Origin of the sequence: Sphingomicrobium marinum (assembly GCF_026157105.1) — a bacterium.
Lineage (GTDB): Bacteria > Pseudomonadota > Alphaproteobacteria > Sphingomonadales > Sphingomonadaceae > Sphingomicrobium > Sphingomicrobium marinum.
This window is the reverse complement of sequence record NZ_JANPVQ010000001.1, coordinates 1,920,523-1,944,198: the sequence shown is the minus strand read 5'-3', so window position 1 is coordinate 1,944,198 and position 23,676 is coordinate 1,920,523. Positions and strand designations below refer to the sequence as shown.

Below are 23,676 nucleotides of genomic sequence, written 5' to 3'. Positions count from 1 at the left end.
CGGACAGGGAAAGAAATCGGTCATGGCGCGTTGGCCATCGCAGATAGCCAAAAATTGGAGACCATGATGCGAAGCCTTCTCGTCCTGCCCCTGATCACCCTTGCTGCCTGCAACAGTGCAGCGACCACCAACGGACAAGACGGCGGGATGGACAGCGCATCGTCTGGTGGCCCGCTGACACGCGGCGCCGAAGTGTCGCTCGCGGATGCGCCCTTCACGGTCGAGGAAATGGGCAATTACGAGGAACCTTGGGCGGCCGATTTCATGCCCGGCACCAACCTGCTCTTCATCACGGGCAAGAAGGGGCAGGTCTGGTTCAAGGACGTCGCGACGGGCCGCACGGGCTCGATCGAAAGCGGGTTGCCGCGCGTCGACTATGGCGGCCAGGGCGGCCTCGGCGACATTGCCTTCGGACCCGATTGGGAAGATGGGCAAACCAGCGGCGGTACGCTTTACCTCAGCTTCGCCGAAGCCGGTGATGGCGATACGCGCGGCGCAGCGGTGGGTCGCGGCACACTGATCTGCGAAGAGGCCGACAGCTGCCGTCTCGAAGGCTTTGAAGTACTGTGGCGTCAGGACAAGACGACCGGGCGCGGTCACTATTCGCACCGCATCCATTTCTCGCCCGATGGCGAACATATGTTCGTGACTGCGGGCGACCGGCAAAAACTGACTCCGGCGCAGGAAACCGACAATACGATCGGCAAGGTGCTGCGCATGACGCTCGATGGGCAACCGGCCGCGGGCAATCCGTGGGCCGATCAAGGCGGCGCGGCGGCCTATTTCTGGTCGATCGGCCACCGCAACCTGTTGGGCCTCGATTTCGCGCCCGACGGCCGCCTCTGGGAAATCGAGATGGGCCCGGCGCACGGCGACGAACTCAACCTGATCGAGCCGGGCAAGAATTATGGTTGGCCGGTGCGCAGCTACGGCGACCATTATGACGGCCGCGAGATCACCGATCACTCGCCCGATGACGGTTTCGAAAAGCCCAAGGTCTATTGGGATCCCGCCACGAGCCCGGCCAGCTTGCTGATCTATTCGGGTGATCTGTTCGGGGCGTGGACCGGCGATGCGCTGGTCCCCGGCCTGTCAGGCCAGGAACTCAACCATATCGATATCGAGGGCGATACCGCCGTGGCAATCACGCACTACCCGATGGGTGCCCGCCTGCGCGAAGTGGTGCAGGGCCCCGACGGCGCGATTTACGTGCTGGAGGACGACCGACGCGGATCGGACGGAACGCTGCTCAGGCTCACGCCGAAAGGCTAGTTCTCAACAGGCATGGAAAAGGGCGGCGCTCCTGGTGAGGAACGCCGCCCTTTTTTCGTCTGTGACCGCGTTTAGTCCGCAGGCTGCGGGATCACGCGCAAGTAAGGCTTCTTGGTGTCCCAGCCAGACGGATATTTCGCCTTGGCGTCTTCATCGGAGACGGTCGGCGGGATGATAACGTCGTCGCCCTGCTTCCAGTTGACCGGGGTGGCCACGCCCTTGTTCTCGGTAAGCTGCACGCTGTCGAGCAGGCGCAGGACTTCATCGAAGTTGCGGCCCGTGCTCATCGGGTAGAGCAGCATGGCGCGGATCTTCTTGTCGGGGCCGATGATATAGACGGTGCGCACGGTCGCATTGTTGGCAGCCGTGCGGCCTTCGGCGGTGCCGCTCTCGTCGGCGGGGAGCATGTTGTATTTCTTGGCGACGTTGAGATCGCTGTCGCCGATCACCGGGTAGTCGACCTTGTTGCCCGACACTTCCTCGATGTCGGGAAGCCAGTTGCGATTGTCATCCGACGTATCGACCGAAAGGCCGATGATCTTGGTGTTGCGCTTGGCGAACTCGTCCTTGAGACCCGCCATGTAGCCCAGTTCGGTGGTGCACACGGGCGTGAAGGCCTTGGGGTGCGAAAAAAGGATCGCCCAGCCATCGCCGATCCACTCGTGGAAGTTGATCGTGCCGGTGGTCGTCTCGGCGGTGAAATCGGGGGCGGTGCTGCCAATTGAAAGCGTCATCTGTCTTTCCTTCAGTCGGTGGGGAGATAGGAGATGTCGATATCGACATCGCGGGTGAGAAAGGCGGGAACCTTGTAGCCCTTTTCGCGTAGGAATTCGGGATTGAAGAGGCGCGACTGGTAGCGCGTACCGGGGTCGCAGAGAACCGTCACGATGGTGTGGCCGGGGCCCATTTTCTTGGCGAGGCGGATCGCGCCCGCGACATTGATACCGGACGACAGGCCAAGGTTGAGGCCTTCTTCCTCGAGCAGGCCGAAATTGATGTCGAGGCTTTCCTGGTCCTCGATGCGAAAGGCGTGGTCGACCTCGAGGCCTTCGAGGTTGCCCGTGATGCGGCCCTGGCCGATGCCTTCGGTGATCGAGCTGCCTTCGGCCTTCAATTCGCCCGTAGTATAATAACTATAGAGCGCGGCGCCGGGCGGGTCGGCAATGCCGATCTGGATGTCCGGATTTTGCTCGCGCAGAAATTGGGCAACGCCGGCGAGCGTTCCGCCGGTGCCCACCGCGCAGATGAAGCCATCGACCTTGCCCTCCGTCTGCTCCCAAATCTCGGGACCGGTCGTATCGATATGCGCCTGGCGATTGGCCTGGTTGTCGAACTGGTCGGCGAACATGGCACCGCCGGGACGGCTCTTCGCGAGATTTTCGGCGATCCGGCCGGCAATCTTCACGTAGTTATTGGGGTTCTTGTAGGGCACGGCGGGAACTTCGACGAGCTGCGCGCCGAGCATCCGCAGCGTGTCCTTCTTTTCCTTGGTCTGCGTTTCGGGGATGACGATGACCGTCTCCATGCCTAGCGCATTGCCCACCATGGTGAGGCCGATCCCCGTATTGCCCGCGGTGCCGTCGACGATCGTGCCACCTTTTCGCAGGCGACCGTCCTTTATCGCGTCGAGCACTAGGCTCTTTGCCGCGCGGTCCTTGACCGATTGTCCGGGGTTCATCCACTCGGCCTTGCCGAGGATCGTGCACCCCGTTTCTTCCGAGGCGCGTTGAAGCTTGATCAGCGGCGTGTTGCCGATCGCGTCGAGAACATCGTTGCGAATGGTCATGGCAGCCTATCTAGGGATGCGATCCGAGTTTCACACCCCTAACGCCGTCGATAGCGCAAATAATAGGGTCGGCGTCCCTCACGGCGCGCCTTGGCGGCATAGCGCGTGTCGACCCAGCCGCCGGGCTTTTGGAGAAAGTCGCTGGGGCTTTCCGCAAGCCATTCGAAGTTCGCGCGATGCCGTTCGCGCTGCATCACCATCAGGCTCCACGCCAGATACACCGGATGATCGGTCGCGAGGCGGAATTCGCCGCCGGGCTTAAGCTTGGCGGCAATAATGTCGAGCGGGCCGTCATTCATCATGCGGCGCTTGGCATGGCGCGCCTTGGGCCACGGATCGGGATGCAGCAGGTAGACGAAGCTGAGACTACCGTCGGGGACGCGTCGAAGGACGGGCAGCGCATCGCCCATGTGCAAGCGGATATTGGCAAGACGGCCATCGCGGATGTGGGTGAGCGCTTGCGCCACGCCGTTGACGAAGGGTTCGCAGCCGATGAAGCCGTGATCGGGCAGGAGGTCGGCGCGGTAGGCGAGATGCTCGCCGCCACCGAACCCGATCTCGAAATGCATCGTGCGCTCTTCGCCGAACAGCGCCTTGGCCGTCAGCTCGCCTTCTTCGGGGACGCTGATCTGCGGCAGCAGCTTGTCGACCAGCTCCTGCTGCCCCTTCCTGAGCTTGTGCGTGCTCGACCGGCCATAGAGCCGATTCAAGGTAGTAGGGTCGCCCTTCTTGTGTGCCGTCATGGCCGCGCCGCTAGCGCAGCGATGGCGGGCTCGCAAGGGTTGCTAGTCGCCGCGACTGCCGCACGTCTTCGGCTGGCACTCTTCGGGTCCAATCCTCGTTCACGGCGCCGCTTACCTTAACCCAATTTATCTGATAGCGCTCCGAACGATGGATGCTGCGAGCCTGTTTTTTGCGTTGATTCCAGCGATGTTCGCGTCTTTCGCGCTGGCGCTTGCCATCATTGCTGTCATCGAACCGGGGCATAAGGTGGCACGCTGGGCGTCTGCCGCCTTCCTCCTGTCAGCTGTCGCCATTGCGCTCGATGTCTTCCGGCCGGTCGAGGACTTGGCCCTGGGCTACATTGCGATCGTCCTTCACTTCCTCATCCTGATCATGCTGCTGCAGGCATTCCTGTCGCGTCATCGCCTGGCGATGAAGCCACCCGCGTTCATCGCCGCCTTGATCGGCATGGTCAGCCTGTTTCCCAACGCGCCCTGGTGGCCCGACTTCACGGTTCGTCCGATCATCGTGCACCTTGTCGGCTTCATTATTATCGCCTGCGGGCTGCGCTGTCTGTGGGCCACACGGAATAACGGTGTGCTCGACAAGCTGGTAATCTTGCTGCTGTCAGTCAGCGCCGCGTCCTACCTTGCGCGCGCCGCACTGCCCCTCATTTTTCCGATCACTCCTGACACGATTGCCGATGGGCAGCTCACCCAGCCATATGTGGTGTTTTCGCACATGATCGGGGCCATAACCGGCCTGGCATCGGGCATCGTGCTCATCATCGCGATCGGCCTCGATGTCTTGCGCTGGCGCGGCGAGGAATCGCGCACGGATTATCTCACGGGACTGGGCAATCGCCGAAATTTGCAGCGCGCGATCGACGGACATGCGTCAGGCGTACGACAGATCAGCGACGTGATCGCGATCGACCTCGACCATTTCAAGTCGATCAACGACCGCTTTGGCCATGCTGCGGGCGATGCATTGCTGCGCGAAGTCGGCAAGGTATTGCGCACCGACTTTGCCAAATATGGGGATATCTGCCGGATTGGCGGCGAAGAGTTCGTCGTGCTGGTCCGACCGGGAAAGGCACCGAACCCGATCACGGTCGCGCAGGCCATCGTCGCCAGTATCCGTGACATCCGGCTGGACGAACTGCCTGCCGATGTCGTGCCAACCGCCAGTGTCGGCCACGCCGCGCATGTCGAAGGCGAAAGCCTGGAGGCGACGCTGCGTCTAGCCGATGCCGCGGTCTACCGGGCCAAGGATAATGGCCGCGACCGCGCCGAGACGATACAACCGGAAGACATCCTGCCGATCGACATCGCCTTACAAAGCAGGAAGGCGGCCGCCGACTAGCCGGCGATGGCCGCTTTCAGGTCCTCGGTAAGATCAGTGCGTTCCCACGGGAAAAAGTCACCGTCAGCGGTGCGACCAAAATGGCCGTATGCTGCGCTTTTTTCATAAATCGGCTTGTTGAGGCCCAAGTGCGTGCGGATCGCGCGCGGGGTAAGGCCGCCAAGCTTTTCGACCGAGAAGATCGCGGCTTCGAGCGCATCGTCGCCCACGGTGCCGGTGCCGTGCGTATCGACGTAAAGCGACAGCGGCTGGCTGACGCCGATGGCATAGGCAAGCTGGATGGTGCACCTTTTGGCCAGTCCCGCAGCGACAATGTTCTTGGCAAGATAGCGGCTGATATAGGCTGCCGAACGGTCAACCTTGGTCGGGTCCTTGCCCGAAAAAGCACCGCCGCCATGCGGCGCGGCACCGCCATAGGTGTCGACGATGATCTTGCGTCCCGTAATGCCGGCATCGCCATCAGGCCCGCCGATCACGAAGCTGCCGGTCGGATTAATGTGATAGACGGTATTTTCGGTGATTAGGCCTTCGGGAAGGACCTTGGCGACAACCGATTTCACGTAAGCGTTAAGCTCTTCTTGCTTGTCGCCTTCGTCGTAGCCTTCGGCGTGCTGGGTGGAAACGACGATGGCGGTGGCTTCGACCGGCTTGCCGTTTTCATAACGCAGCGTGACCTGGCTCTTGGCGTCGGGCTCAAGGAAGGGGGCGGCGCCGCTGTGGCGATCGTCGGCCATCGCTTCCAAAATCTTGTGCGAATAGTCGATAGCGGCGGGCATCAAATCGGGTGTTTCGTCGCACGCGAAACCGAACATGATGCCCTGGTCGCCAGCGCCTTCGTCCTTGTTGCCGCTGGCATCGACGCCCTGCGCGATATGCGCGCTTTGCGCATGGAGGAAGTTCTCGAAGGTCAGGTTGTCCCAGTGGAAACCGTCCTGTTCGTAGCCGATGCGTTTGACCGTGGCGCGGACCTTGTCTTCGATCTCGCGCTGGATGCCAGGGGCCCATTCGCCCTTGGGCGTCATCACGCCTTCGCCGCGGATTTCGCCGGCGAGGATGACGCGATTCGTCGTCACCATGGTCTCGCACGCCACGCGCGCTTCGGGGTCTTTGCCGATGAACAAATCGACCACGGCGTCGGAAATCTGGTCGGAAACCTTGTCCGGATGGCCTTCCGAAACGCTTTCGGACGTAAAGAGATAGGAGCTACGCATTGGTGCAAGACTTCTTTCTTGTGGGAAACTTTGGGGGCGGTCTAACGGGCGCGGCGGACGAGGGCAACGGCCATTAGCATCAACGCCAGCAACAGCGGGATCAGGTTGCGGCCATAGTCGGCAAAAACCGTGCCGTGTGTGGCGGCCGGGAGCACCGTGTCGATTGCACCCGCTTGGCGCCAAGCGATGCTGTCCAGTACGGCGCCCTTGCTGTCGATGACCGCACTGATGCCCGTGGGTGTCGAGCGGATGACCGGCAGGCCTTCTTCGACAGCGCGCAGGCGCGCTTGGGCAAGGTGCTGGGGCGGACCCCATGCGCCGAACCAAGCGTCATTGGACGGGTTGAAGATGAAGTCCGGGCGATTGTCCGGATCGATCACTTGGCCGGGGAAAACGATTTCGTAGCAGACCTGCACCCCCATTTTGCCGAACCCGGGCAGCTCGTAGGTCATCGGACCGGGCCCGGCAGAAAAGTCGAAAGCCCCGGGCGCAAGGCGGGCGAGGCCCAGCGGCTCGAGCAATCCGCGCATTGGCAGATATTCGCCCCAGGGGAGCAGATGCGCCTTGTCGTAGCGCGCCTCGATCTCGGCATCGCGGCCAAGGATGAAGACGCTGTTGGTCGCGGCATCGACGCTTTGGCGGTCGTCGGACTGTAGCGCGATGCCGCCGGTAACGAGTAAGTCGCCGGGGTTGATAGGTTGGACTGCGCGGGCGCGCTCGAACCGGGTCGACAGGTCGGCGGCGGGGCGCTGGTCGTCGAGAGGACGGACAACCGCTGCTTCCGGCCAGAACAACAAGCGGGGACTTTGCTGCCCCGTGCGCGAAAGTTCATCGAGGATCCGCGCAGCCTCGGCGGCGAAGCCTGGGCGCCACTTGTCGGCTTGGTCGATGTTGGGCTGGACGACGGTGATGCGCGGGGGCTCATCCGCCGTCGCGGCCGGCTGCGGCTCCGGCAAGAGCGCGAACCCGGCGACGACCGCAAGGATGACGAAGCTGCTCAATTGCTGGCGTTTGATCGCCAGCCAGATCGCGCCGACCAGCAACACCATCAATAATGACAGGCCGTACGTGCCGACTGCCGACGCGGCGCCGAGCCAGGGCGTGTCCACGAACGCCGCCCCGATGGGGTTCCAGGCGAAGCCGGTCAGCATGGTGCCGCGCAGCCACTCGGTATTCACCCAGCCGCCAGCCAGCGCGAGCACGGTGATAAGCGGCTTGTCGCGGCCCAGTTTCCACGCCAGCGCGGCGGCTATGGCGGGGTAGACGGCGAGGTAGATCGACAGGATCGGGACCGCAGCCCACCCGACCCATGCCGGCATCGCGGCCTGATAGGTCCATGCAGTCGCGATCCAGTTGAGGCCGACCGTGAAGTGGCCCATGCCGAACAGCCAGCCGAGCAGCGCGGCGCGCTTCAGCTTGGTCACGGGATCGAGCAGCCAGACCAGCAACAGCAGCGCCAGCGGCATCATCGGCCACAGGCCGAGCGGCGCGAACGCGGTGGCCGACAGGCTGCCTGCGGCCAGCGCAACTAAGGCACCGCGCCCACCTTCTCGCCATGGCGTCATTCGGTCCACTGATTACTCGGCCTCGTCCATCGCCTCTTCGGGCGCGTGGAGGCGGATGCGCGTGACGCGGCGCTGCTCGGCGGCCACGCATTCGAGCCGCCAGCCGGAGGGATGGCTTACGCTTTCGCCGGGATCGAGGATGCGTTCGGCCAGCAGGAAGGCGAGCCCTCCGATCGTGTCGACATCGTCTTCTTCCCAGGCGAGCTTTTCATCGACCTTCTCGATAATTTCATCCATCTCGACGCGCGCATCGGCGTCCCAGATGCCGTCCGCGACCATGATGAGTTGCGGTTCGGAATCCATCTCGTCATGCTCGTCTTCGATCTCGCCGACAATTTCCTCGACGACGTCTTCGATCGTGACGACGCCCTCGGTGCCGCCAAACTCGTCGACGACGATGGCAAGATGGACGCGCTCGGCGCGCATCCGGCCGAGAATATCGATGACGCCCATCGATTCGGGCACGAATAGCGGTTCGCGCAGCATGTCGTCTAAACCGCGACTGGCGCTGCCCAGCTTGGCCTTGAACACGTCCTTGATGTGCAACATGCCGACAATGTCATCGAGACCCTCGCCAGTGACGGGAAGGCGGCTATGCTCGGCCTCAGCGAACTCCTCGACCAGTTGTTCGAAGCTGATGTCCTTTTGGACCGACACGATCTCACCGCGCGGGACGCAGATGTCGCCCGCGGTGCGATCACCGAAATGCAGCAGGTTGCGCAGCATCTGGCGCTCGTGCGGCGACAGGTCGCCGACCTTGACCGGTTCGGCATCGGCCTCGTCGATCGCTTCCTCGATTTCCTCGCGCAGGCTCTTGTCGTCATCGCCGAGGAACAGCGAGCGCATGCCGCGCCATAATCGGTTGGGTTCGTCGGGGCGGCTGGCCATCAGGCGGCACTTTCGAAATAGGGATCGGCGATGCCGATGCGGGCGAGGGCGCGGACTTCGCGCGCCTCCATGTCCTCGGCCATCTCATCGTCCTGATGATCGTGGCCAAGCAGGTGGAGCATGCCGTGCACCATGAGATGGCCGGCATGATTTTCGAGCGGCAGCGCCTTTTCGGACGCTTCGCGGGCGCACGTTTCGTAGGCCATGGCGATATCGCCAAGCATTGCAGGCGGACCATCTGCCGGAAGGTCGAAGTCGTCGAGCATCGGGAAGCTCAACACGTTGGTCGGCTTATCTTTCCCGCGCCACTGTGCATTCAGCGCGCGCACAGTCTCGTCATCGGTCAGCGACAGGCTGACTTCGGCGTCGACGTCTGCGATATGCGGGTGTGCACTCTCCGCAATGGCGGCAGCGAAAGCTTTGAATGCGAGGTCGGCCCAGTGGCCGCCGCTACTGTCCCATTCCCCTTCGGAATCGAGCGCAATTTCTAGCGTCATGATGGCCCTTCATAGGCATCGACGATGCGTCCGACCAGAGGGTGGCGCACGACATCGGCGCCGGTGAAGCGCACCATGGCGATGCCATCGACGCCTTCGAGCTTGGAAACCGCATCGGCAAGCCCGCTCATTCCGGGATCGGGAAGATCGACCTGCTTGGGGTCGCCGCAAATGACCATGCGGCTGCGCATGCCGAAGCGCGTAAGGAACATCTTCATCTGCGCGGGCGTGGTGTTCTGCGCTTCATCGAGGATGATGACGGCGTCGTTCAGGGTGCGACCGCGCATGAAGGCGATCGGCGCGATCTCGATTTCGCCGGACGCGATGCGGCGCTCGACCTGTTCGGCGGGGAGCATGTCGTAAAGCGCGTCGTAAAGCGGGCGCAGGTAGGGATCGACCTTTTCCTTCATGTCGCCGGGCAGGAAGCCAAGGCGTTCGCCGGCTTCGACTGCAGGACGCGACAGGATGAGGCGTTCGACGCTGCCGGTGATGAGCTGGCTGACGGCCTGCGCGACGGCGAGATAGGTCTTGCCGGTACCCGCGGGGCCGAGCGCGAAGATCATGTCCTGCTTGGCCAGCGCCTTCATGTAGGTGGTCTGCGTCGCAGAGCGCGGGACGATCGTCTTCTTGCGCGTGCGGATCATCACCTTGGGCGGGTCGGCGACTTCCTGGTTCACGATGCCGTCCAATTGCGGCTGGCTGGCCATGCCAATGACGGCCTCGACCGCTTCCTCATCGACATCCTGCCCCTGGTCGAGCCGCTGGTAGAGGCCGATCAGGACTTCACGCGCACGCGCTGTATCCTCGGGATCGCCCTGGATGGCGACACGGTTGCCGCGTGCCGCGACCTTCACGTTGAGGCGATCCTCAATGATCACGAGATGGCGGTCGAACTCGCCGAAGAGCGGCCCGAGCAGATAGGGCTGGTCAAACTCTAGTTCGAGCCTTGCGCCTTCTTCGATAGCGGCAGCGGCATTCTTGGCCATCAGGCGGCAACCTTCTCTTTCAGGCGTCCGCCCAGGCTATTGGGCAGCGCCTGCTCGATTTTAACGTCGATCATCGTGCCGATGGGGGCGTCGGTCTCGACGAAAACGGATTGCAGCCAGGGTGACTTGCCGATCATTTGACCGGGGCGTTTGCCTTGGCGTTCGATAAGGATCGACATCGTTTCGCCGACCTTTGAGCGGTTGAAATCGAGGCTGTGCGCGGAAATGCGGGACTGTAGGCGCTGCAGGCGCTCATCCATCACTGCGGGCTCGATCTGGTCCTCCATTTGCGCGGCGGGGGTGCCCGGACGCGGCGAATATTTGAACGAATAAGCCGAAGCGTATCGCACCGCATCGACGATAGCGAGCGTTTCTTCGAATTCGGCATCGGTTTCGCCCGGAAAGCCAACGATGAAATCACCGCTGATCGCCATGTCGGGGCGCGCGGCACGGAAGCGCTCGATCAGCTTGAGATAGCTTTCGGCCGTGTGGTGACGGTTCATCGCCTTCAAAATGCGGTCGCTGCCTGCCTGCACAGGGAGATGGAGATAGGGCATCAGCTTGTCCACTTCGCCGTGTGCGGCGATCAGGCCCTCGTCCATGTCGGCCGGGTGCGATGTGGTGTAGCGAATGCGCTCAAGGCCATCGATTTTGGCAAGGCGGCGGACCAGCAGTTCGAGCCCGCCGGTCTGGCCTTTTTCATTCTCGCCGCTCCACGCCGACACGTTTTGCCCGAGCAGCGTGATTTCGCGCGCGCCGCGATCGACGAGGCTTTCGGCTTCGGCAACGATGTCCGCCCACGGACGCGAGATTTCGGCGCCGCGGGTGTAGGGAACGACGCAGTAGGTGCAGAATTTGTCGCAGCCTTCGGCCACCGTCAGGAAAGCGCTGGGGCCGACCTTCGAGCGTGCGGGCATGGCGTCGAACTTGGAGATGGCGGGCATGTCGGTATCGACCGGGCGAAGGCCCTTCGAGGCACCTTCAATGAGCTCGGGAAGGCGATGATAGGCTTGCGGGCCGACCACGATGTCGATCGCGTCCGAACGGCGCTGTGCCTCGCTGCCTTCGGCCTGCGCGACACAACCGGCCAGCGCGATCATGGGGCGCGTGCCATCGGTTTTCTTCAGTCGACCGACGTCGGAATAGGCCTTTTCCGCGGCTTTTTCGCGGATATGGCACGTGTTGAGGACGACCAGATCGGCATCTTCGCCGTCCTTGGCCTCGGTCATGCCTTTGTCGCCAAGCAATTCGGCCATGCGCTCGCCGTCATAGACGTTCATCTGGCAGCCGAAGCTCTTGATTCGAAAGCTTTTGGTCATGGCGCGGGGCTATAGTCGTTGGGGGCGGCCAAACCAAGCGCGTCGGCAATCGCTGCGCTGGCGCGCGCGGCGAGCAGCTTGCGGTCTTCCGACAGGTCGAGGGGTTCGAGCATGCGGATATCGACATGAATCGGCTTCCAGCGCGACAGGATGCGCTTGAAGTTGGCTAGCCCGCCCTCATCACCATGCCACGCAACGAAGGTCGCATCGTCGCGATAGTCGATCGCTACGGGGACGAGGCTGGCGCCTTCGGGTGCGGGAATGACTGCACCGAACAGGGCAGGGCGAAAGCGATCGAGGCTCGTGCCGTCATTGGTGGTGCCTTCAGGGAAGACTGCGAGCGGCAGGTAATGATCGAAACGGCGGCGCACGGCAGCGACCTGCTGCGCAATATCGCGGCGCGCCTGGCGGTCGACATAGAGCGTCTCGCGCTGGTCGGCGAGCCATTTGAGGAACGCGCTATTCTTGACCTCATCCTTGCTTACGAACGCGCAGCCGAGCGTTCCGCCGAGCACCAAGATGTCCAACCAACTGACATGATTGGCGACGATTAACGTCTGCGGAGTCGGGGGAGGCCCGATCCGGCGGGCGCGGATACCCATGATCCATGCTGCCCACTTGAGAAACAGCCGCCCGACGGCACCGCGGCCGGTGACCGCCTTGAACAGGATGTGCGGGATGATGAGAAGCGCAAGGAGAACGGCCAGCAGGACCAGCCGAAAGACGAGGAGGATCAATCGCCGTCCTTTTTGATCTTCACGCCATACATCTCCATGCGATGATCAACGAGGCGATAACCCAGCCGCTCGGCGATGACCTTCTGCAGTTCCTCGAGTTCGTCGTCTACAAACTCGATGACTTCGCCGCTTTCCACGTCGATGAGGTGATCGTGATGATCGTCGGTCGCCGCTTCATAGCGCGAACGCCCATCACCGAATTCATGGCGCTCGAGGATCCCCGCTTCTTCGAACAGGCGTACGGTGCGATAGACGGTCGCGATCGAGATGTTGGGATCGACGCGCGATGCACGGCGGTGCAGCGCGTCGACATCGGGATGATCGTCGGCTTCGCTCAGCACCTTGGCGATGGTGCGGCGCTGGTCGGTAATGCGCAGGCCCTTTTCGGCGCACAGCGCTTCGACATCGATAACTCGTTCGCTCATGTTGGCGGAGATATAGTCACACGCGGCATAAGGAAAGGGGCGAGCAACGATTTGCCCGCCCCTATTGCCGTGAAAAATTCGATCTGAGTTATTTCTTCTTGCGGCCGCCGCGCTTCGCCTTGGTGCCCAATCCGATCTTCTTGGCAAGCTGGCGGCGCTGTTCGGCATAGTTGGGCGCGACCATCGGGTAATCGGGCGACAGGCCCCATTTGGCGCGGTACTCGTCGGGCGTCATGTTGTAGTGCGTCATTAGGTGACGCTTGAGCATTTTCAGCTTCTTCCCGTCTTCGAGGCAGACGATGTAATCGGGCTTGATCGAAGAACGGATCGAGACGGCCGGTTCGGGCTTCTCTTCTTCGGCCGCAGCGCCATGCAGCTTGGACAGGCTGTTATGCACGTTTTCAATAAGTTGCGGCACGTCGCCTACTGCTACCATGTTGTTGGAGACGTGGGCTGCCACGATGTCCGCGGTCAACGCGATCAGCGTGTCGTCGATCATTGTTTCATCTGTCATGTTGTTGAGTCTTCCCGAGCAGAATGAGCATTAAATTCTTACGCCTGAGAAACGTCGTAAGAGCAGAACAAGAAAAGCTCAAGTTGGCTGTTAAAGAATTAGATATTCTTTACATATGTTAATGCATCGAGGCGATCGCCCTCGTCACCGCAATAATAGCGGCGACGGCGGCCCGCGACACAGTATCCGGCTGCTTCGTAGAAGTGGGTCGCCGGGTTGCCGTCTCGTACTTCGAGGTGGAGGCGGTGCGCGCCCTTTTCCCCGCACTCGTCGGCGAATTGATCGAGCAACATGCGCCCGATACCGCGGCCCTGCGCCGTCGGATCGACAGCAAGCAGCATGAGTTCGGCTTCGTCGGAAATGGTGCGGTGGAGCGAAAAGCCTATCAGCGTTGGGCCATCCTCGGCGAGGACGAGGCTGACGCCCAGCATCGGCAGGATGCCGGCGCACTGCGACCGGGTCCAGGCTTCGCCGTAATGCGGATCGAAGGCGCGTTCCATGACGACCATCACCGCATCGAGATCGTCATAACCGCCGCGGCGCAGCATGACATGATGCGGTGCCGTCGCCATCAGGCGGCCTTCGGCTTGGCGTCGGGCGGGCGCCCGTAGAGCGGTTTAGGGGGCAGGCTGCGCAGGGGTTTAGGCAGGTGCATCGCGTTGGCCGCATCGGGATAATTATCCCACGCTTCGCCCGTGTGGCGAGCATCGACCAGCGCCTGCGCGCCCGGCCCAACCACGGTCGCCGCATCGATAACGCGCGCAGCGGCGGGCGGGGCGAGGCTTTGATGGTCGGCGATGGGCTTGAGTGGCTTGCAGGTAAATTGCTGGACGAAAAGTTCGCCGTGACCGCCCTGCATCGCAGCGGCAACCTTGTCCGTTCCCACGGCCGCGGCGGCGAGCAAAGCAAGGCTGCTCATCCCATGCAGCGGTACCGACCAGCCGATCGACATTCCCTGTGCAGCGGCAATGCCCACGCGAATGCCGGTGAAGCTGCCGGGGCCGACTCCGACGATGATCCGGGTCGGCACGTGGTTGCCCAGCAAATCTTCGATCATGGGGACGAGCTTTTCGGCATGCCCGCGTCCGATCACCTCGTGTCGACGCTCCACGAGTTCACCGTCGACGCCGAACAACGCCGTCGAGCAGGCAGCAGTGGACGTGTCGATCGCAAGGATCATGCGTGCTTCTCCAGTCCCCGAGTCGGGATTGGGACATAAATTGCAGAAAAGCGCAAGTTTTTGGCGCTTAAACGGCCTCGACGGTTTCCACTTCGGGAACGTAGTGCTTCACGAGGCTTTCGATGCCATTTTTCAAGGTAATCGTGCTCGATGGGCAGCCGGCACACGCGCCCTGCATCACAAGATAAAGCTTGCCGTCCTTGTAGCCGCGATAGACGATGTCGCCGCCATCCTGCGCCACCGCGGGGCGGACGCGCGTTTCGAGCAATTCCTTGATCTGGTCGATAATCTCGGCGTCCGCCGGGTCGTCCTCGAAATCGAGATCATCGGCGATCGGCGGCGGGGCCACCTCGAAATCGGCCTTGCCCGGTTTGAACAGCGGCGCGCCGGTGACGAAATGGTCGAGCAGGATTTCGAGCACCATCGGCTCGAGCACTTGCCATTCGACGCCCGGGGCGGCGCTGACCGAGACGAAATCACGCCCGAAATAGACTCCGTCCACATTGTGCGTGGCGAACAGCGCTTCGGCGAGCGGGCTGGCTTCAGCGGCCTCCCAGCTGGGAAAATCGCGGCCCCCGCTTTCCATGACGGTGCGCCCCGGCAGGAACTTGCGGGTCGATGGATTGGGCGTCTGTTCGATATGGATTTGCATGATACCGATGTGGGGTTGCGCGCGAAGGCGATCAACCCTGGTCGTCATCCCAGCTATCGTCGATCATCTTGATGATGCCCGAGAAGTCCTTGCGCTCGCCGCCAAGGTCCACGAACCGCGCATAAAGCTCTTCTGCCGCAGATCCCATCGGCGTGTAGGCTTCCGCATTGTCGGCGGCCTGCATCGCCAGGCGCAAGTCCTTGAGCATCAGCGCAGCGGCGAACCCGCCGTCATAGTCATGATCGGCGGGCGTTTCGGGGCCGACACCGGGGACGGGGCAGTAGCTCGTCATCGACCAGCTCTGGCCCGAGGCCTGGCTCGAAATGTCGTAGAACGTCTGCAGGTCGAGACCGAGCGCTTCGGCGAGCGCAAAGGTCTCGCAGGTGGCGACCATCGTGGCGCCGAGCAGCATGTTGTTGCAGATCTTGGCGGCCTGGCCCGAACCGGCGTCGCCGGCATGGATCACCGCCTTGCCCATCGGATCGAGGATCAGCTGTGCCTTGGCAAAACCGTCCGCGCTGCCGCCGACCATGAAGGTCAGCGTGCCGCCATCGGCTGCAGCGATTCCGCCGGAGACGGGAGCATCGACCATGGTGAGGCCAGCCGCTTCGGCATCCTTGGCGACTTGGCGTGCGGTAGCGACATCGATGGTCGAACAATCGATGAGGATCGCATCCTTGCTCGCATGCGGAATGACGCTTTCGGCATAAACGGAGGAGACGTGCTTGCCCGCAGGGAGCATCGTGACGACCGCATCCGCGCCCTTGACCGCGTCGGCGGCGGTTTTTGCAATGGTGCACCCATTGCCTTTGGCGCGATCGAGCGCTTCCTCGGACAAATCGAACGCTGCGACCTCATGCCCGGCATTCACGAGGTTGGCGGCCATGCCGCCGCCCATGTTGCCGAGCCCGATAAATGCGACTTTCGACATGATCGCTCTCCTTACTTGCCCGTCCACTCGCCCGGGCGTTTCTCCACGAAGGCCTTCATACCCTCTTTCTGGTCCTGCGTCCCGAACAGGCCGTGGAAGAGGCGGCGTTCGAAGTTGATGCCTTCGGCCAGCGTCATTTCGTAGGCGGCGTTGACCATTTCCTTGTTCGCCATCGCGGCGAGCGGGGCCATCGAGGCGATGGTCTCGGCAGTCTTCATGGCTTCATCGATCAGATCGTCGGTGGGGACGACCTTGGCGACGAGGCCCGAGGACAGCGCTTCTTCCGCCCCCATCATCTCGCCCGTCAGGCACATGTGCATGGCCTTCGCCTTGCCGATGGCGTGCGTGAGGCGCTGCGATCCGCCCATGCCGGGCGTCACGCCCAGCTTGATCTCGGGCTGGCCGAACTTGGCGGTGTCGGCGGCGATGATGAAATCAGCCATCATGGTGACTTCGCACCCGCCGCCCAGCGCATAGCCTGCGACCGCGGCGATCCATGGCTTGCGCGTCGCGGTGATCTTTTCCCAGCCCTTGAAGAAGTCCGACTTATACATGTCGGCAAAGGACTGGTCCTGCATTTCCTTGATGTCGGCGCCTGCGGCAAAGGCCTTTTCGGAACCCGTAAGGACGAGGCAGCGCTGGCTGTCATCGGCATCGTACGCGGCGAACGCGTCCTGCAGTTCGGACAGCACTTGGCTGTTAAGCGCATTCAATGCCTTGGGGCGGTTCAACGTGACGAGGGTGACGGCACCCTTCTGTTCGACGAGGATGGTTTCGTAGCTCATGCGCATTTGCTCCTAGTCCAGCGGCGTCCATTTTTCATCCGCGGGCAGCGGCTCGAAGAAGGCATCAACCTCTTCTTCGCTGATGTCCGCGGGATCGGACGGTTGCCATTGCGGTTTCTTGTCTTTCTCGATCAGCAGGGCGCGCACGCCTTCCGCGAAATCGGGGTGATAGATCAGGCGCACCATGATACCGTATTCCATCTCCATCTCGTCGACGAAATGGAGCTGTTTGGGGCTCTCGGTCAGCAGTTTTAGGCTGACCTTGCAGGCCATCGGCGACTTGGTGCGCAAAGTCGCGGCTTCCGCCGCTGCCCATTCATCGCCATCGGCTGCGCCGGCATCGAGCGCTGCGAGGATCTCCTCGAGTTCGTCCGACGCGAAATACGCGTTGATCTTGTCGAGGTTGCCCATGATCCGCGCTTCAGGCGGGTCGGGTTCGGCATGTTCATCGAGGATCGCCTGGACGCGGTAGGGATCGTCCATGATCGCCTTCTTCACGTCTTCGAGGCGCTCGGACGGGATGTAATGGGTGGCAAGGCGCAGCGCCTTGCATTCGGCACCATCAAGCCGCGCGCCTGTGAGCGCCAGGAACTGGGCGAGGCGGCCGCGCAAGCGCGACAGGTAACGCCCGCCGCCGACATCGGGGAAAATTCCGATCGTGGTTTCGGGCATCGCGAAGACGGTGTTTTCGGTCGCGACGCGGTAGCGGCAGGGACAGGCGATCCCGACGCCGCCGCCCATCGTGATGCCGTCCATGAAAGCGACGCCCGGCTTGCGGTACGTATACTCAAGGTGGTTCAAGCGATATTCGTCGGCGAAGAAGGCACGCGCGGCGCGGCCCTGGCCTTCGACCGACTTGACGATGCTGACCACATCGCCGCCGGCGCAAAACCCGCGGCCTTCGGCATGGTCGATCAGGATGATCCGCACCTCGGGGTCGTCGCGCCATTCTTCGAGCGCAGCGGTCATGTCGAGACACATCTCGCGGGTCAGCGCATGGATGGCCTTGGGGCGATTGAGGCGAAGGCGGCCGGCGGCGCCTTGCTTGTACGTCAGTACGTCTTTTTCGGTGGTCATGGCATCCATTATGGCATCATCGCGTAGCGGCCGGGGGCAGGTTCGATCCCGTCCTTGATCTTGCGGGCGGCGACCTTCTTGCCGCTACCCTTGCTGTCGAGCCAGCCGGTCCAGTGCGGCCACCAGCTGCCGTCATGCTGCTTGGCCTTTTCGAGCCATGCATCGGCGCTTTCCGGGAGTTTCTTTCCGCCGGTCCAGAAGCCGTGCTTGTTGCGATGGGGCGGATTGATGACGCCCGCATTATGGCCCGAACCGCCAAGAATGAATTCGGCCCCCATGTTGCGGGCGCCGCGATAGACCGCGTCCCACGCCGACACGTGATCGTCCTTCAGCGCGATGACCATCATCGGCGTCTCGATCTTGGCAAGATCGATGGGAACGCCGCCGACTTCGAAGCCCGCCGGTTCGGCCAACTTGTTGTCGTGCAGGAGATCGCGGTTGTAGCTCTTGAGGAACGCCGCCGGAATGCGCGCGCCATCTTCGAACCAATAGAGCAGGTCGCTCGGCGGGGCGGGCTTGTCGAGGAGATAGTGGTTGATCACGCTCGACCAGATAAGGTCGTTGGCGCGCATCGCCGCAAACAGGCGCTGCAGTTCCAGGCTGTCGATAAAGCCCTGCTGGGCGAGGTGATCTTCGAGCGCGTCGAGATGCCCTTCGTGGACGAAGGCCGACCAGTCGCGCATGTCGGAAAAATCGACGAGGCTGCCGATCAGCGTGGCGCTGTTGACGAGGTCGGCGCGCTTCTCGGCGGCGAGATAGGCGAGCGCGATGGCGACCAGCGTGCCGCCGAGGCAGAAGCTGAACAGGTCGGGCGCTTCGCCGGTGCGCTTCTTGACCGTCTCGGCAGCCGTGACGATGCCATTGAGAACATAGTCTTCGACGCCTTTGTCGGCCAATTCCTCGCCCGGATTGACCCAGCTGATGACGAAGACGGTGCGCCCTTCTTCGACCAGCCATTTCACGAACGACTGCGAGGGATCGAGGTCGATCATGTAATAGCGGTTCACCAGCGGCGGCACGTAGAGCAACGGCTCGGCAGCGACCTTTTCGGTGGCCGGCCTATACTGGATCAGCTGGAACAGTTCGTTTTCGAACACGATTTCACCGGGGGTGGCGGCGATCGTCTTGCCCTTCTCGAAGGCATCGGGATCGCTGCGGCGCTGGACGATGCCCTTGCCGCTCATTGCGTCCTCGAGGAAGTTGGCGAAGCCGCCGACGAGGTTGGCACCCTTGGTCTCTACCGTGCGCTGGACCACGTCGGGATTGGTTATGGCGTAGTTGGCGGGCGAAATGGCGTTCAGATACTGGTCGAGCAGGAAGCGGCTCATCGCCTGTGCCTTTTCGTCGCCATCGGCCAGGCCGACGATGTCGCGCATCTGTTCGGACGCCAGCAAATATGCATCGCGAAGCGCGCGGTAAAAGGGATCGTCTTGCCAGTCGCTGCCACGGAAGCGGCGGTCGCGCGGGGCTTCGCCGGGCTCGTTGGATAGCGTCTTCTGCCAGAATTCGCCCCATTGCTGCGCGGCGTTCATCTGGATCGCCATCAGATCGGCGGGGCGCGCGGCGAGGCTCATCGCCATCTTGCCGCTGGCCTCCGCAATGGCGAACGGATCGAAGGGCAGGGTAGGGCGCTTGACGCCCGTCTGCGCCATCATGGCGTCGGCCGCCGCCGCCATCTGGCGCGCGATATCGGTCATCGTCTCGTTCATGACAGCTACTGCCTGAGCATTTCGCGGCTGACGATCAGCCGCATGACCTGGTTGGTGCCCTCGAGGATCGAATGAACGCGAAGGTCGCGCCAGAAGCGCTCGATCGGGTAATCCTGCAAGTAGCCATAGCCGCCGTGCAGCTGCAGTGCGCGATCGACGACCGAGGATCCGGTATCGGTGGCAAGTCGCTTGGCCATCGCGGCAAACTTGGTCTTGTCGGGCGCATTCTCGGTCACTTTCACCGCAGCCGCATAGAGAAGCGTGCGCGCGGCCTGCAGTTCGGTTTCCATGTCCGCCAGCATGAACTGGGTGTTCTGGAAGTCGGCGATCGCCTTGCCGAACTGGTGGCGATCCTTGGTGTAATTGATTGCCTCGTCGAGACAGCGCTGCGCCCCGCCAAGCGAGCAGGCACCGATATTTAGGCGACCGCCGTCCAAGCCCATCATCGCCATGCGAAAGCCCTCGCCCTCGCCGCCGAGACGGTTGGAGACGGGCACGCGGACGCTGTCGAAATTGACCTGCGCGGTGGGCTGCGAATGCCAGCCGAGTTTCTTTTCGTTGGCGCCGAAGGAGACGCCTTCCATGCCCTTTTCGATGACGAGCGCGGTGATGCCCTTGGGTCCCGGCTCGCCGGTCCGGGTCATCACGACGTAGATCTCGTTCTTACCGCCGCCAGAGATGAACGCCTTCGAGCCCGAGACGACATAATGGTCGCCGTCGAGCACCGCCTTAGTCTTGAGCGCGGAAGCGTCCGAGCCCGACGAGGGTTCGGTAAGGCAATAGCTCGCCATCTGTTCCATCGGGATCAGGCTGGGGAGATATTTCTCTTTCAGCGCATCGTCGCCGAAGCGGTCGATCATCCAGGCGCACATATTGTGGATCGAGATGAAGGCGCTGGTCGAAGGGCAGCCATAGGCCATGGCTTCCATGATCAGCGCGGCCTCGAGACGGCCAAGGCCGATCCCGCCGCCTTCTTCCGAAACGTAAATTGCGCCGAACCCGAGCTCGGCAGCCTGCCGGATCGCGTCGACGGGGAAGATATGTTCCTCGTCCCACTTTGCGGCGTGCGGGGTGATCTCGTCGGCGGTGAATTTCTGCGCCATTTCGAAGATCTGGCGTTGATCGTCGGTAAGGTCGAATTGGGTCATGGGCGCGCCACTAACACCGCGCCGGAGCGAAGTGAATAAGGATTAGGGGCAGGGCAGGTAAACGGTGCGGGCGGAGCGGTCGTCGGGCCAGCGCACCAGATTGCCGGCTTCGAAATCGACGCGCTCGGCAGCGCCATCGGGCGCCGTGAAGCGAAAGCTGTCGTCATCGATGATTTCGGCCAGCGTCAGCAATTCGCCGCGATAGGCGAAGCCGACATCGGTCACCTCGATCATTTCGTCCATGTAAAGATTGTCGGTGCTGCAGTCGGCAGCGGTGACGGCGTAGGCGCCGACATGCGCCGCAAGCGCCGAGCGGTCCGTAAGGTCATGCATGCCTTCGACCAAAGCCTCTTCGCGGCCCGCTTCTTCGCCGCAGGCTGCCAGCAAGGCCAAAGGCAGCAGGATCAGCCGGGGCACTTGTTGTATTCCAGCGCGGTGGGCATTTGCGGGTCACCGCTGTCGCGCCGCGTCAGGCTCTGGCCATCCGCCTGCGCATCGAGCGTGATTGTCCGGCTCCAGCGTTCGCCCTCGCCGGCAAAGTCGAACGCGGCGACAAGACGACCCTCGTCTATCTCTTCAACCTCAACCAAGGCCGCCGAAGATTCATAGAAGCGAATGCTGCGCGGTCCGATTTCCATTCTTCCCTTGGCATCGCCGCGCGTCGCGTCGCAGTCATTGGGGGTCAGGCCCCATATACCCTGCAATAGTGCAGGGATGGTCGCTTCGGCGGTTTGTTCGAGGCGGTTTTCCATCGAAGGGGAGGAGTCGGCGGGCAACGAATCTTCGATCGACAGCTCGTTTTCAGGCCCAGCCTCCTGATCGGCGCAGGCGCCGAGCGTGATTAGCGGCAAAGCCGCCAGCAAGATTGTTCTATTCATTCTCTACTAACGCCTCCGCTTCGATTTCGACTCGCCATTCCTCCCGGAGAAGGCTGGCAACGACTACCATCGTCGCAGCCGGGCGCGTGTCACCAAAAAATTCGGCATGGACCTCCCCAATGGAGTCGCCATCGGCGGGATCGGTGATGAACATGCGCGTGCGCACGACGTCGGCAGCGCTGCCGCCTAGCTCCTCGATGGCCTTCACCGCAATCTCGAAGCAGCGACGGGTCTGCGCGGCAGCATCGCCGGGGGTGGAGGAGCCGTCTTCCTCGACCGGCCCGGTGCCAGCGACGACAATCCGGTCGCCCTTGCGAACAGCGCGGCTGAAGCCGTATTTGGCCTCGTAGGGCGAGGTGCCGTGGGCGTGCTTCTTGGTCATGGCCTTACCGCATACAAGATGAAGCGGCAGCGCCGCGAGTCATTTGCTTCCCGCCCCGATTGGTCTCCTGAGACCAATCGGTGGTTCGCGAAAAAGCCGTCCCCCGGACGGCTTTTGTCGCTCACCCCATCGTCGGGATGACGAACGCTTCTTTATGGTCACCGGCCGCCGAGCCGTCGGGCCAGCGCTGGGTGACCTTCTTGGCCTTGGTCCAGAATCGAATGCCGTCGGGGCCGTGCTGGTCGATGTCGCCAAAGCCCGAGCGCTTCCAGCCGCCAAAGGTGTGATAGCTGACGGGCACCGGGATGGGCACGTTGACGCCGACCATGCCGACATTGACGCGCGCCGCGAATTCGCGCGCGGCGTGGCCGTTGCGGGTGAAGATTGCGACGCCGTTACCATACTGGTGGTCGCTCGGCAGGCGCACGGCTTCATCAAAGCTGTCCGCGCGCACCATCTGCAGGACGGGACCGAAAATCTCTTCCTTGTAGCTTTCGAAGTCGGGCTTCACGTGATCGAATAGCGTCGGGCCGACGAACCAGCCGTCAGTGCCCTGCAGTTCGAGCCCGCGCCCGTCGATGACCAGCTCGCCGCCCTCGGCTTCGCACTTGGCGATCCAGTTTTCGACCGTCTGCTTGTGCTGTTCGGTCACCACGGGGCCGTAATGCGCGTCGGGATCGGTCGACACACCAACCTGCAGCCCGTTGATTGCAGGGATCAGCTTTTCGCGCAGCCGTTCGGCCGTGTCTTCGCCGACGGGGACGACGACCGGGAGCGCCATGCAGCGTTCGCCCGCCGAGCCAAAAGCCGCGCCGGTGAGATCGTTGACGACCTGGTCGAGATCGGCATCGGGAAGGACGACGCCGTGATTCTTTGCCCCGCCAAAGGCCTGGACGCGTTTCCCGTTCCGCGTGCCACCTGAATAAATGTATTCGGCAATCGCTGAGGAGCCAACGAAGCTGATGCCCTTGATGTCGGGATGCTCGATGATCGCATCGACCATTTCCTTGTCGCCATGCACGACATTGAGGATGCCATCGGGCAGGCCCGCTTCCTTCATCAGTTCAGCAAGCCGCATCGGGACGCTGGGGTCTTTTTCGCTAGGCTTGAGGATGAAGGCGTTGCCGACCGCGATGGCGGGGCCGAACATCCACATCGGGATCATCGCGGGGAAGTTGAACGGCGTGATACCCGCACCGATGCCGAGCGGCTGGCGCATCGAATAGACATCGATGCCCGGGCCCGCGCCCTGCGTATATTCGCCTTTGAGCAAATGCGGGATGCCGCAGCAAAATTCGATGACGTCGAGCCCGCGCTGCACATCGCCCTTCGCATCGGCGATGACCTTGCCATGCTCGCTCGACAGCAGCTCGGCGAGCTCGTCCATATGCGCTTCGACGAGCTCCTTGAACTTGAAAAAAACGCGCGCGCGCTTTTGCGGGTTGGTCGCGGCCCAGGCGGGCTGCGCGGCTTTGGCGGCGTCGACGGCCTTGTTCAGCAGATCGGCATCGCCAAGGCCGACTTCGGCCTGCTGCTTGCCTTCGGACGGGTTCCAGATCGGGTGCTGGCGGGACGAACCGCCGACGTGGCTGCCATTGATGAAATGGTCGATGCTGCGCATGGAAAAAGACACTCCTAGATTCGAT

The 23,676-nt window shown here is 62.5% G+C and carries 26 protein-coding genes; 2 read left to right on the top strand and 24 right to left on the bottom strand.

The features are described 5' to 3' along the window. Positions 1 to 63: 63 nt before the first annotated feature. Positions 64 to 1,272 (top strand): PQQ-dependent sugar dehydrogenase, encoded by a 1,209-nt coding sequence (locus NUX07_RS09995; RefSeq protein WP_265530428.1) that lies wholly within the window; start codon positions 64 to 66, stop codon positions 1,270 to 1,272. Between the two features lie 71 nt (positions 1,273 to 1,343). Here NUX07_RS09995 and NUX07_RS09990 read toward each other — a convergent pair whose 3' ends face one another. From NUX07_RS09990 to trmB, 3 genes are read right to left on the bottom strand one after another with little or no spacing between them, the layout of a single operon-like run. Beyond that, positions 1,344 to 2,006, bottom strand: coding sequence for a peroxiredoxin (locus NUX07_RS09990; RefSeq protein WP_265530427.1), 663 nt, complete (start codon positions 2,004 to 2,006; stop codon positions 1,344 to 1,346). An 11-nt stretch (positions 2,007 to 2,017) separates the two neighbouring features. After that, positions 2,018 to 3,058: a cysteine synthase A gene (locus NUX07_RS09985; RefSeq protein ID WP_265530426.1), complete on the bottom strand. Its 1,041-nt coding sequence runs from the start codon at positions 3,056 to 3,058 to the stop codon at positions 2,018 to 2,020. Positions 3,059 to 3,096: 38 nt separating this feature from the next. Next, positions 3,097 to 3,801 carry a tRNA (guanine(46)-N(7))-methyltransferase TrmB gene (gene trmB / locus NUX07_RS09980; RefSeq protein WP_265530425.1) on the bottom strand — a complete coding sequence of 235 codons (705 nt, stop codon included), beginning with the start codon at positions 3,799 to 3,801 and terminating at the stop codon, positions 3,097 to 3,099. A 187-nt stretch (positions 3,802 to 3,988) separates the two neighbouring features. On the opposite strand from trmB, the gene NUX07_RS09975 reads away from it, so the two are divergent. After that, complete coding sequence (locus tag NUX07_RS09975) at positions 3,989 to 5,146, top strand: GGDEF domain-containing protein (RefSeq protein ID WP_265530424.1); 1,158 nt, start codon at positions 3,989 to 3,991, stop codon at positions 5,144 to 5,146. Here the strand turns inward: NUX07_RS09975 and metK are convergent. The 21 genes from metK to NUX07_RS09870 form a co-directional block, all read right to left on the bottom strand. After that, positions 5,143 to 6,357, bottom strand: coding sequence for a methionine adenosyltransferase (gene metK / locus NUX07_RS09970; protein WP_265530423.1), 1,215 nt, complete (start codon positions 6,355 to 6,357; stop codon positions 5,143 to 5,145). The genes NUX07_RS09975 and metK overlap by 4 nt on opposite strands. Before the next feature lie 41 nt (positions 6,358 to 6,398). Continuing rightward, positions 6,399 to 7,922, bottom strand: coding sequence for an apolipoprotein N-acyltransferase (gene lnt, locus NUX07_RS09965; protein ID WP_265530422.1), 1,524 nt, complete (start codon positions 7,920 to 7,922; stop codon positions 6,399 to 6,401). 12 nt (positions 7,923 to 7,934) lie between these two features. Then, entirely contained in the window at positions 7,935 to 8,810 is an 876-nt protein-coding gene (locus NUX07_RS09960; protein WP_265530421.1) for a hemolysin family protein, read from the bottom strand. Beyond that, complete coding sequence (ybeY, locus tag NUX07_RS09955) at positions 8,810 to 9,307, bottom strand: rRNA maturation RNase YbeY (RefSeq protein WP_265530420.1); 498 nt, start codon at positions 9,305 to 9,307, stop codon at positions 8,810 to 8,812. Before ybeY ends, NUX07_RS09960 begins: the two co-directional genes overlap by 1 nt. Next, complete coding sequence (locus NUX07_RS09950; RefSeq protein WP_265530419.1) at positions 9,304 to 10,293, bottom strand: PhoH family protein; 990 nt, start codon at positions 10,291 to 10,293, stop codon at positions 9,304 to 9,306. The genes ybeY and NUX07_RS09950 overlap by 4 nt, the downstream gene beginning before the upstream one ends. Continuing rightward, positions 10,293 to 11,612 carry a tRNA (N6-isopentenyl adenosine(37)-C2)-methylthiotransferase MiaB gene (gene miaB / locus NUX07_RS09945; RefSeq protein ID WP_265530418.1) on the bottom strand — a complete coding sequence of 440 codons (1,320 nt, stop codon included), beginning with the start codon at positions 11,610 to 11,612 and terminating at the stop codon, positions 10,293 to 10,295. Before miaB ends, NUX07_RS09950 begins: the two co-directional genes overlap by 1 nt. Then, positions 11,609 to 12,349, bottom strand: a complete 741-nt coding sequence (locus NUX07_RS09940; protein WP_265530417.1) for a lysophospholipid acyltransferase family protein — start codon at positions 12,347 to 12,349, stop codon at positions 11,609 to 11,611. Before NUX07_RS09940 ends, miaB begins: the two co-directional genes overlap by 4 nt. Beyond that, positions 12,346 to 12,774, bottom strand: a complete 429-nt coding sequence (locus NUX07_RS09935) for a Fur family transcriptional regulator (RefSeq protein WP_265530416.1) — start codon at positions 12,772 to 12,774, stop codon at positions 12,346 to 12,348. Before NUX07_RS09935 ends, NUX07_RS09940 begins: the two co-directional genes overlap by 4 nt. A gap of 88 nt (positions 12,775 to 12,862) precedes the next feature. Then, positions 12,863 to 13,288: a MucR family transcriptional regulator gene (locus NUX07_RS09930; protein ID WP_265530415.1), complete on the bottom strand. Its 426-nt coding sequence runs from the start codon at positions 13,286 to 13,288 to the stop codon at positions 12,863 to 12,865. 98 nt (positions 13,289 to 13,386) lie between these two features. Further along, positions 13,387 to 13,860 carry a GNAT family N-acetyltransferase gene (locus NUX07_RS09925; RefSeq protein ID WP_265530414.1) on the bottom strand — a complete coding sequence of 158 codons (474 nt, stop codon included), beginning with the start codon at positions 13,858 to 13,860 and terminating at the stop codon, positions 13,387 to 13,389. After that, positions 13,860 to 14,468, bottom strand: a complete 609-nt coding sequence (gene tsaB, locus NUX07_RS09920) for a tRNA (adenosine(37)-N6)-threonylcarbamoyltransferase complex dimerization subunit type 1 TsaB (protein ID WP_265530413.1) — start codon at positions 14,466 to 14,468, stop codon at positions 13,860 to 13,862. Before tsaB ends, NUX07_RS09925 begins: the two co-directional genes overlap by 1 nt. A gap of 67 nt (positions 14,469 to 14,535) precedes the next feature. Next, positions 14,536 to 15,120 carry a NifU family protein gene (locus tag NUX07_RS09915; RefSeq protein WP_265530412.1) on the bottom strand — a complete coding sequence of 195 codons (585 nt, stop codon included), beginning with the start codon at positions 15,118 to 15,120 and terminating at the stop codon, positions 14,536 to 14,538. A gap of 31 nt (positions 15,121 to 15,151) precedes the next feature. Next, positions 15,152 to 16,051, bottom strand: coding sequence for a 3-hydroxyisobutyrate dehydrogenase (gene mmsB, locus NUX07_RS09910; protein ID WP_265530411.1), 900 nt, complete (start codon positions 16,049 to 16,051; stop codon positions 15,152 to 15,154). Positions 16,052 to 16,062: 11 nt separating this feature from the next. Further along, entirely contained in the window at positions 16,063 to 16,836 is a 774-nt protein-coding gene (locus tag NUX07_RS09905) for an enoyl-CoA hydratase (protein WP_265530410.1), read from the bottom strand. Between the two features lie 12 nt (positions 16,837 to 16,848). Continuing rightward, a complete protein-coding gene (locus NUX07_RS09900; protein WP_265530790.1) occupies positions 16,849 to 17,913 on the bottom strand; it encodes an enoyl-CoA hydratase/isomerase family protein in 1,065 nt (354 codons plus the stop codon). An 8-nt stretch (positions 17,914 to 17,921) separates the two neighbouring features. Next, a complete protein-coding gene (locus NUX07_RS09895; RefSeq protein WP_265530409.1) occupies positions 17,922 to 19,622 on the bottom strand; it encodes a PHA/PHB synthase family protein in 1,701 nt (566 codons plus the stop codon). Positions 19,623 to 19,627: 5 nt separating this feature from the next. Beyond that, positions 19,628 to 20,770, bottom strand: a complete 1,143-nt coding sequence (locus NUX07_RS09890) for an acyl-CoA dehydrogenase family protein (protein ID WP_265530408.1) — start codon at positions 20,768 to 20,770, stop codon at positions 19,628 to 19,630. A gap of 42 nt (positions 20,771 to 20,812) precedes the next feature. Then, positions 20,813 to 21,187, bottom strand: a complete 375-nt coding sequence (locus NUX07_RS09885) for a hypothetical protein (RefSeq protein WP_265530407.1) — start codon at positions 21,185 to 21,187, stop codon at positions 20,813 to 20,815. After that, on the bottom strand, positions 21,175 to 21,648 hold the full coding sequence (locus NUX07_RS09880; RefSeq protein WP_265530406.1) for a hypothetical protein: 474 nt from the start codon (positions 21,646 to 21,648) through the stop codon (positions 21,175 to 21,177). Before NUX07_RS09880 ends, NUX07_RS09885 begins: the two co-directional genes overlap by 13 nt. Next, a complete protein-coding gene (locus tag NUX07_RS09875) occupies positions 21,641 to 22,030 on the bottom strand; it encodes a RidA family protein (RefSeq protein ID WP_265530405.1) in 390 nt (129 codons plus the stop codon). Before NUX07_RS09875 ends, NUX07_RS09880 begins: the two co-directional genes overlap by 8 nt. Before the next feature lie 121 nt (positions 22,031 to 22,151). Then, entirely contained in the window at positions 22,152 to 23,651 is a 1,500-nt protein-coding gene (locus tag NUX07_RS09870; RefSeq protein ID WP_265530404.1) for a CoA-acylating methylmalonate-semialdehyde dehydrogenase, read from the bottom strand. Positions 23,652 to 23,676: the final 25 nt, after the last annotated feature.

Coding starts and splice junctions, on each gene's coding strand:
- NUX07_RS09995 (WP_265530428.1), top strand. CDS start 64: ATGATGCGAAGCCTTCTCGTCCTGCCCCTGATCACCCTTGCTGCCTGC.
- ybeY (WP_265530420.1), bottom strand. CDS start 9,307: ATGACGCTAGAAATTGCGCTCGATTCCGAAGGGGAATGGGACAGTAGC.
- NUX07_RS09875 (WP_265530405.1), bottom strand. CDS start 22,030: ATGACCAAGAAGCACGCCCACGGCACCTCGCCCTACGAGGCCAAATAC.
- miaB (WP_265530418.1), bottom strand. CDS start 11,612: ATGACCAAAAGCTTTCGAATCAAGAGCTTCGGCTGCCAGATGAACGTC.
- trmB (WP_265530425.1), bottom strand. CDS start 3,801: ATGACGGCACACAAGAAGGGCGACCCTACTACCTTGAATCGGCTCTAT.
- NUX07_RS09900 (WP_265530790.1), bottom strand. CDS start 17,913: ATGACCACCGAAAAAGACGTACTGACGTACAAGCAAGGCGCCGCCGGC.
- NUX07_RS09950 (WP_265530419.1), bottom strand. CDS start 10,293: ATGGCCAAGAATGCCGCTGCCGCTATCGAAGAAGGCGCAAGGCTCGAA.
- NUX07_RS09935 (WP_265530416.1), bottom strand. CDS start 12,774: ATGAGCGAACGAGTTATCGATGTCGAAGCGCTGTGCGCCGAAAAGGGC.
- NUX07_RS09975 (WP_265530424.1), top strand. CDS start 3,989: ATGTTCGCGTCTTTCGCGCTGGCGCTTGCCATCATTGCTGTCATCGAA.
- tsaB (WP_265530413.1), bottom strand. CDS start 14,468: ATGATCCTTGCGATCGACACGTCCACTGCTGCCTGCTCGACGGCGTTG.
- lnt (WP_265530422.1), bottom strand. CDS start 7,922: ATGACGCCATGGCGAGAAGGTGGGCGCGGTGCCTTAGTTGCGCTGGCC.
- NUX07_RS09870 (WP_265530404.1), bottom strand. CDS start 23,651: ATGCGCAGCATCGACCATTTCATCAATGGCAGCCACGTCGGCGGTTCG.
- NUX07_RS09930 (WP_265530415.1), bottom strand. CDS start 13,288: ATGACAGATGAAACAATGATCGACGACACGCTGATCGCGTTGACCGCG.
- NUX07_RS09895 (WP_265530409.1), bottom strand. CDS start 19,622: ATGAACGAGACGATGACCGATATCGCGCGCCAGATGGCGGCGGCGGCC.
- NUX07_RS09925 (WP_265530414.1), bottom strand. CDS start 13,860: ATGGCGACGGCACCGCATCATGTCATGCTGCGCCGCGGCGGTTATGAC.
- NUX07_RS09960 (WP_265530421.1), bottom strand. CDS start 8,810: ATGGCCAGCCGCCCCGACGAACCCAACCGATTATGGCGCGGCATGCGC.
- NUX07_RS09890 (WP_265530408.1), bottom strand. CDS start 20,770: ATGACCCAATTCGACCTTACCGACGATCAACGCCAGATCTTCGAAATG.
- NUX07_RS09905 (WP_265530410.1), bottom strand. CDS start 16,836: ATGAGCTACGAAACCATCCTCGTCGAACAGAAGGGTGCCGTCACCCTC.
- NUX07_RS09880 (WP_265530406.1), bottom strand. CDS start 21,648: ATGAATAGAACAATCTTGCTGGCGGCTTTGCCGCTAATCACGCTCGGC.
- NUX07_RS09990 (WP_265530427.1), bottom strand. CDS start 2,006: ATGACGCTTTCAATTGGCAGCACCGCCCCCGATTTCACCGCCGAGACG.
- metK (WP_265530423.1), bottom strand. CDS start 6,357: ATGCGTAGCTCCTATCTCTTTACGTCCGAAAGCGTTTCGGAAGGCCAT.
- NUX07_RS09985 (WP_265530426.1), bottom strand. CDS start 3,058: ATGACCATTCGCAACGATGTTCTCGACGCGATCGGCAACACGCCGCTG.
- NUX07_RS09915 (WP_265530412.1), bottom strand. CDS start 15,120: ATGCAAATCCATATCGAACAGACGCCCAATCCATCGACCCGCAAGTTC.
- mmsB (WP_265530411.1), bottom strand. CDS start 16,051: ATGTCGAAAGTCGCATTTATCGGGCTCGGCAACATGGGCGGCGGCATG.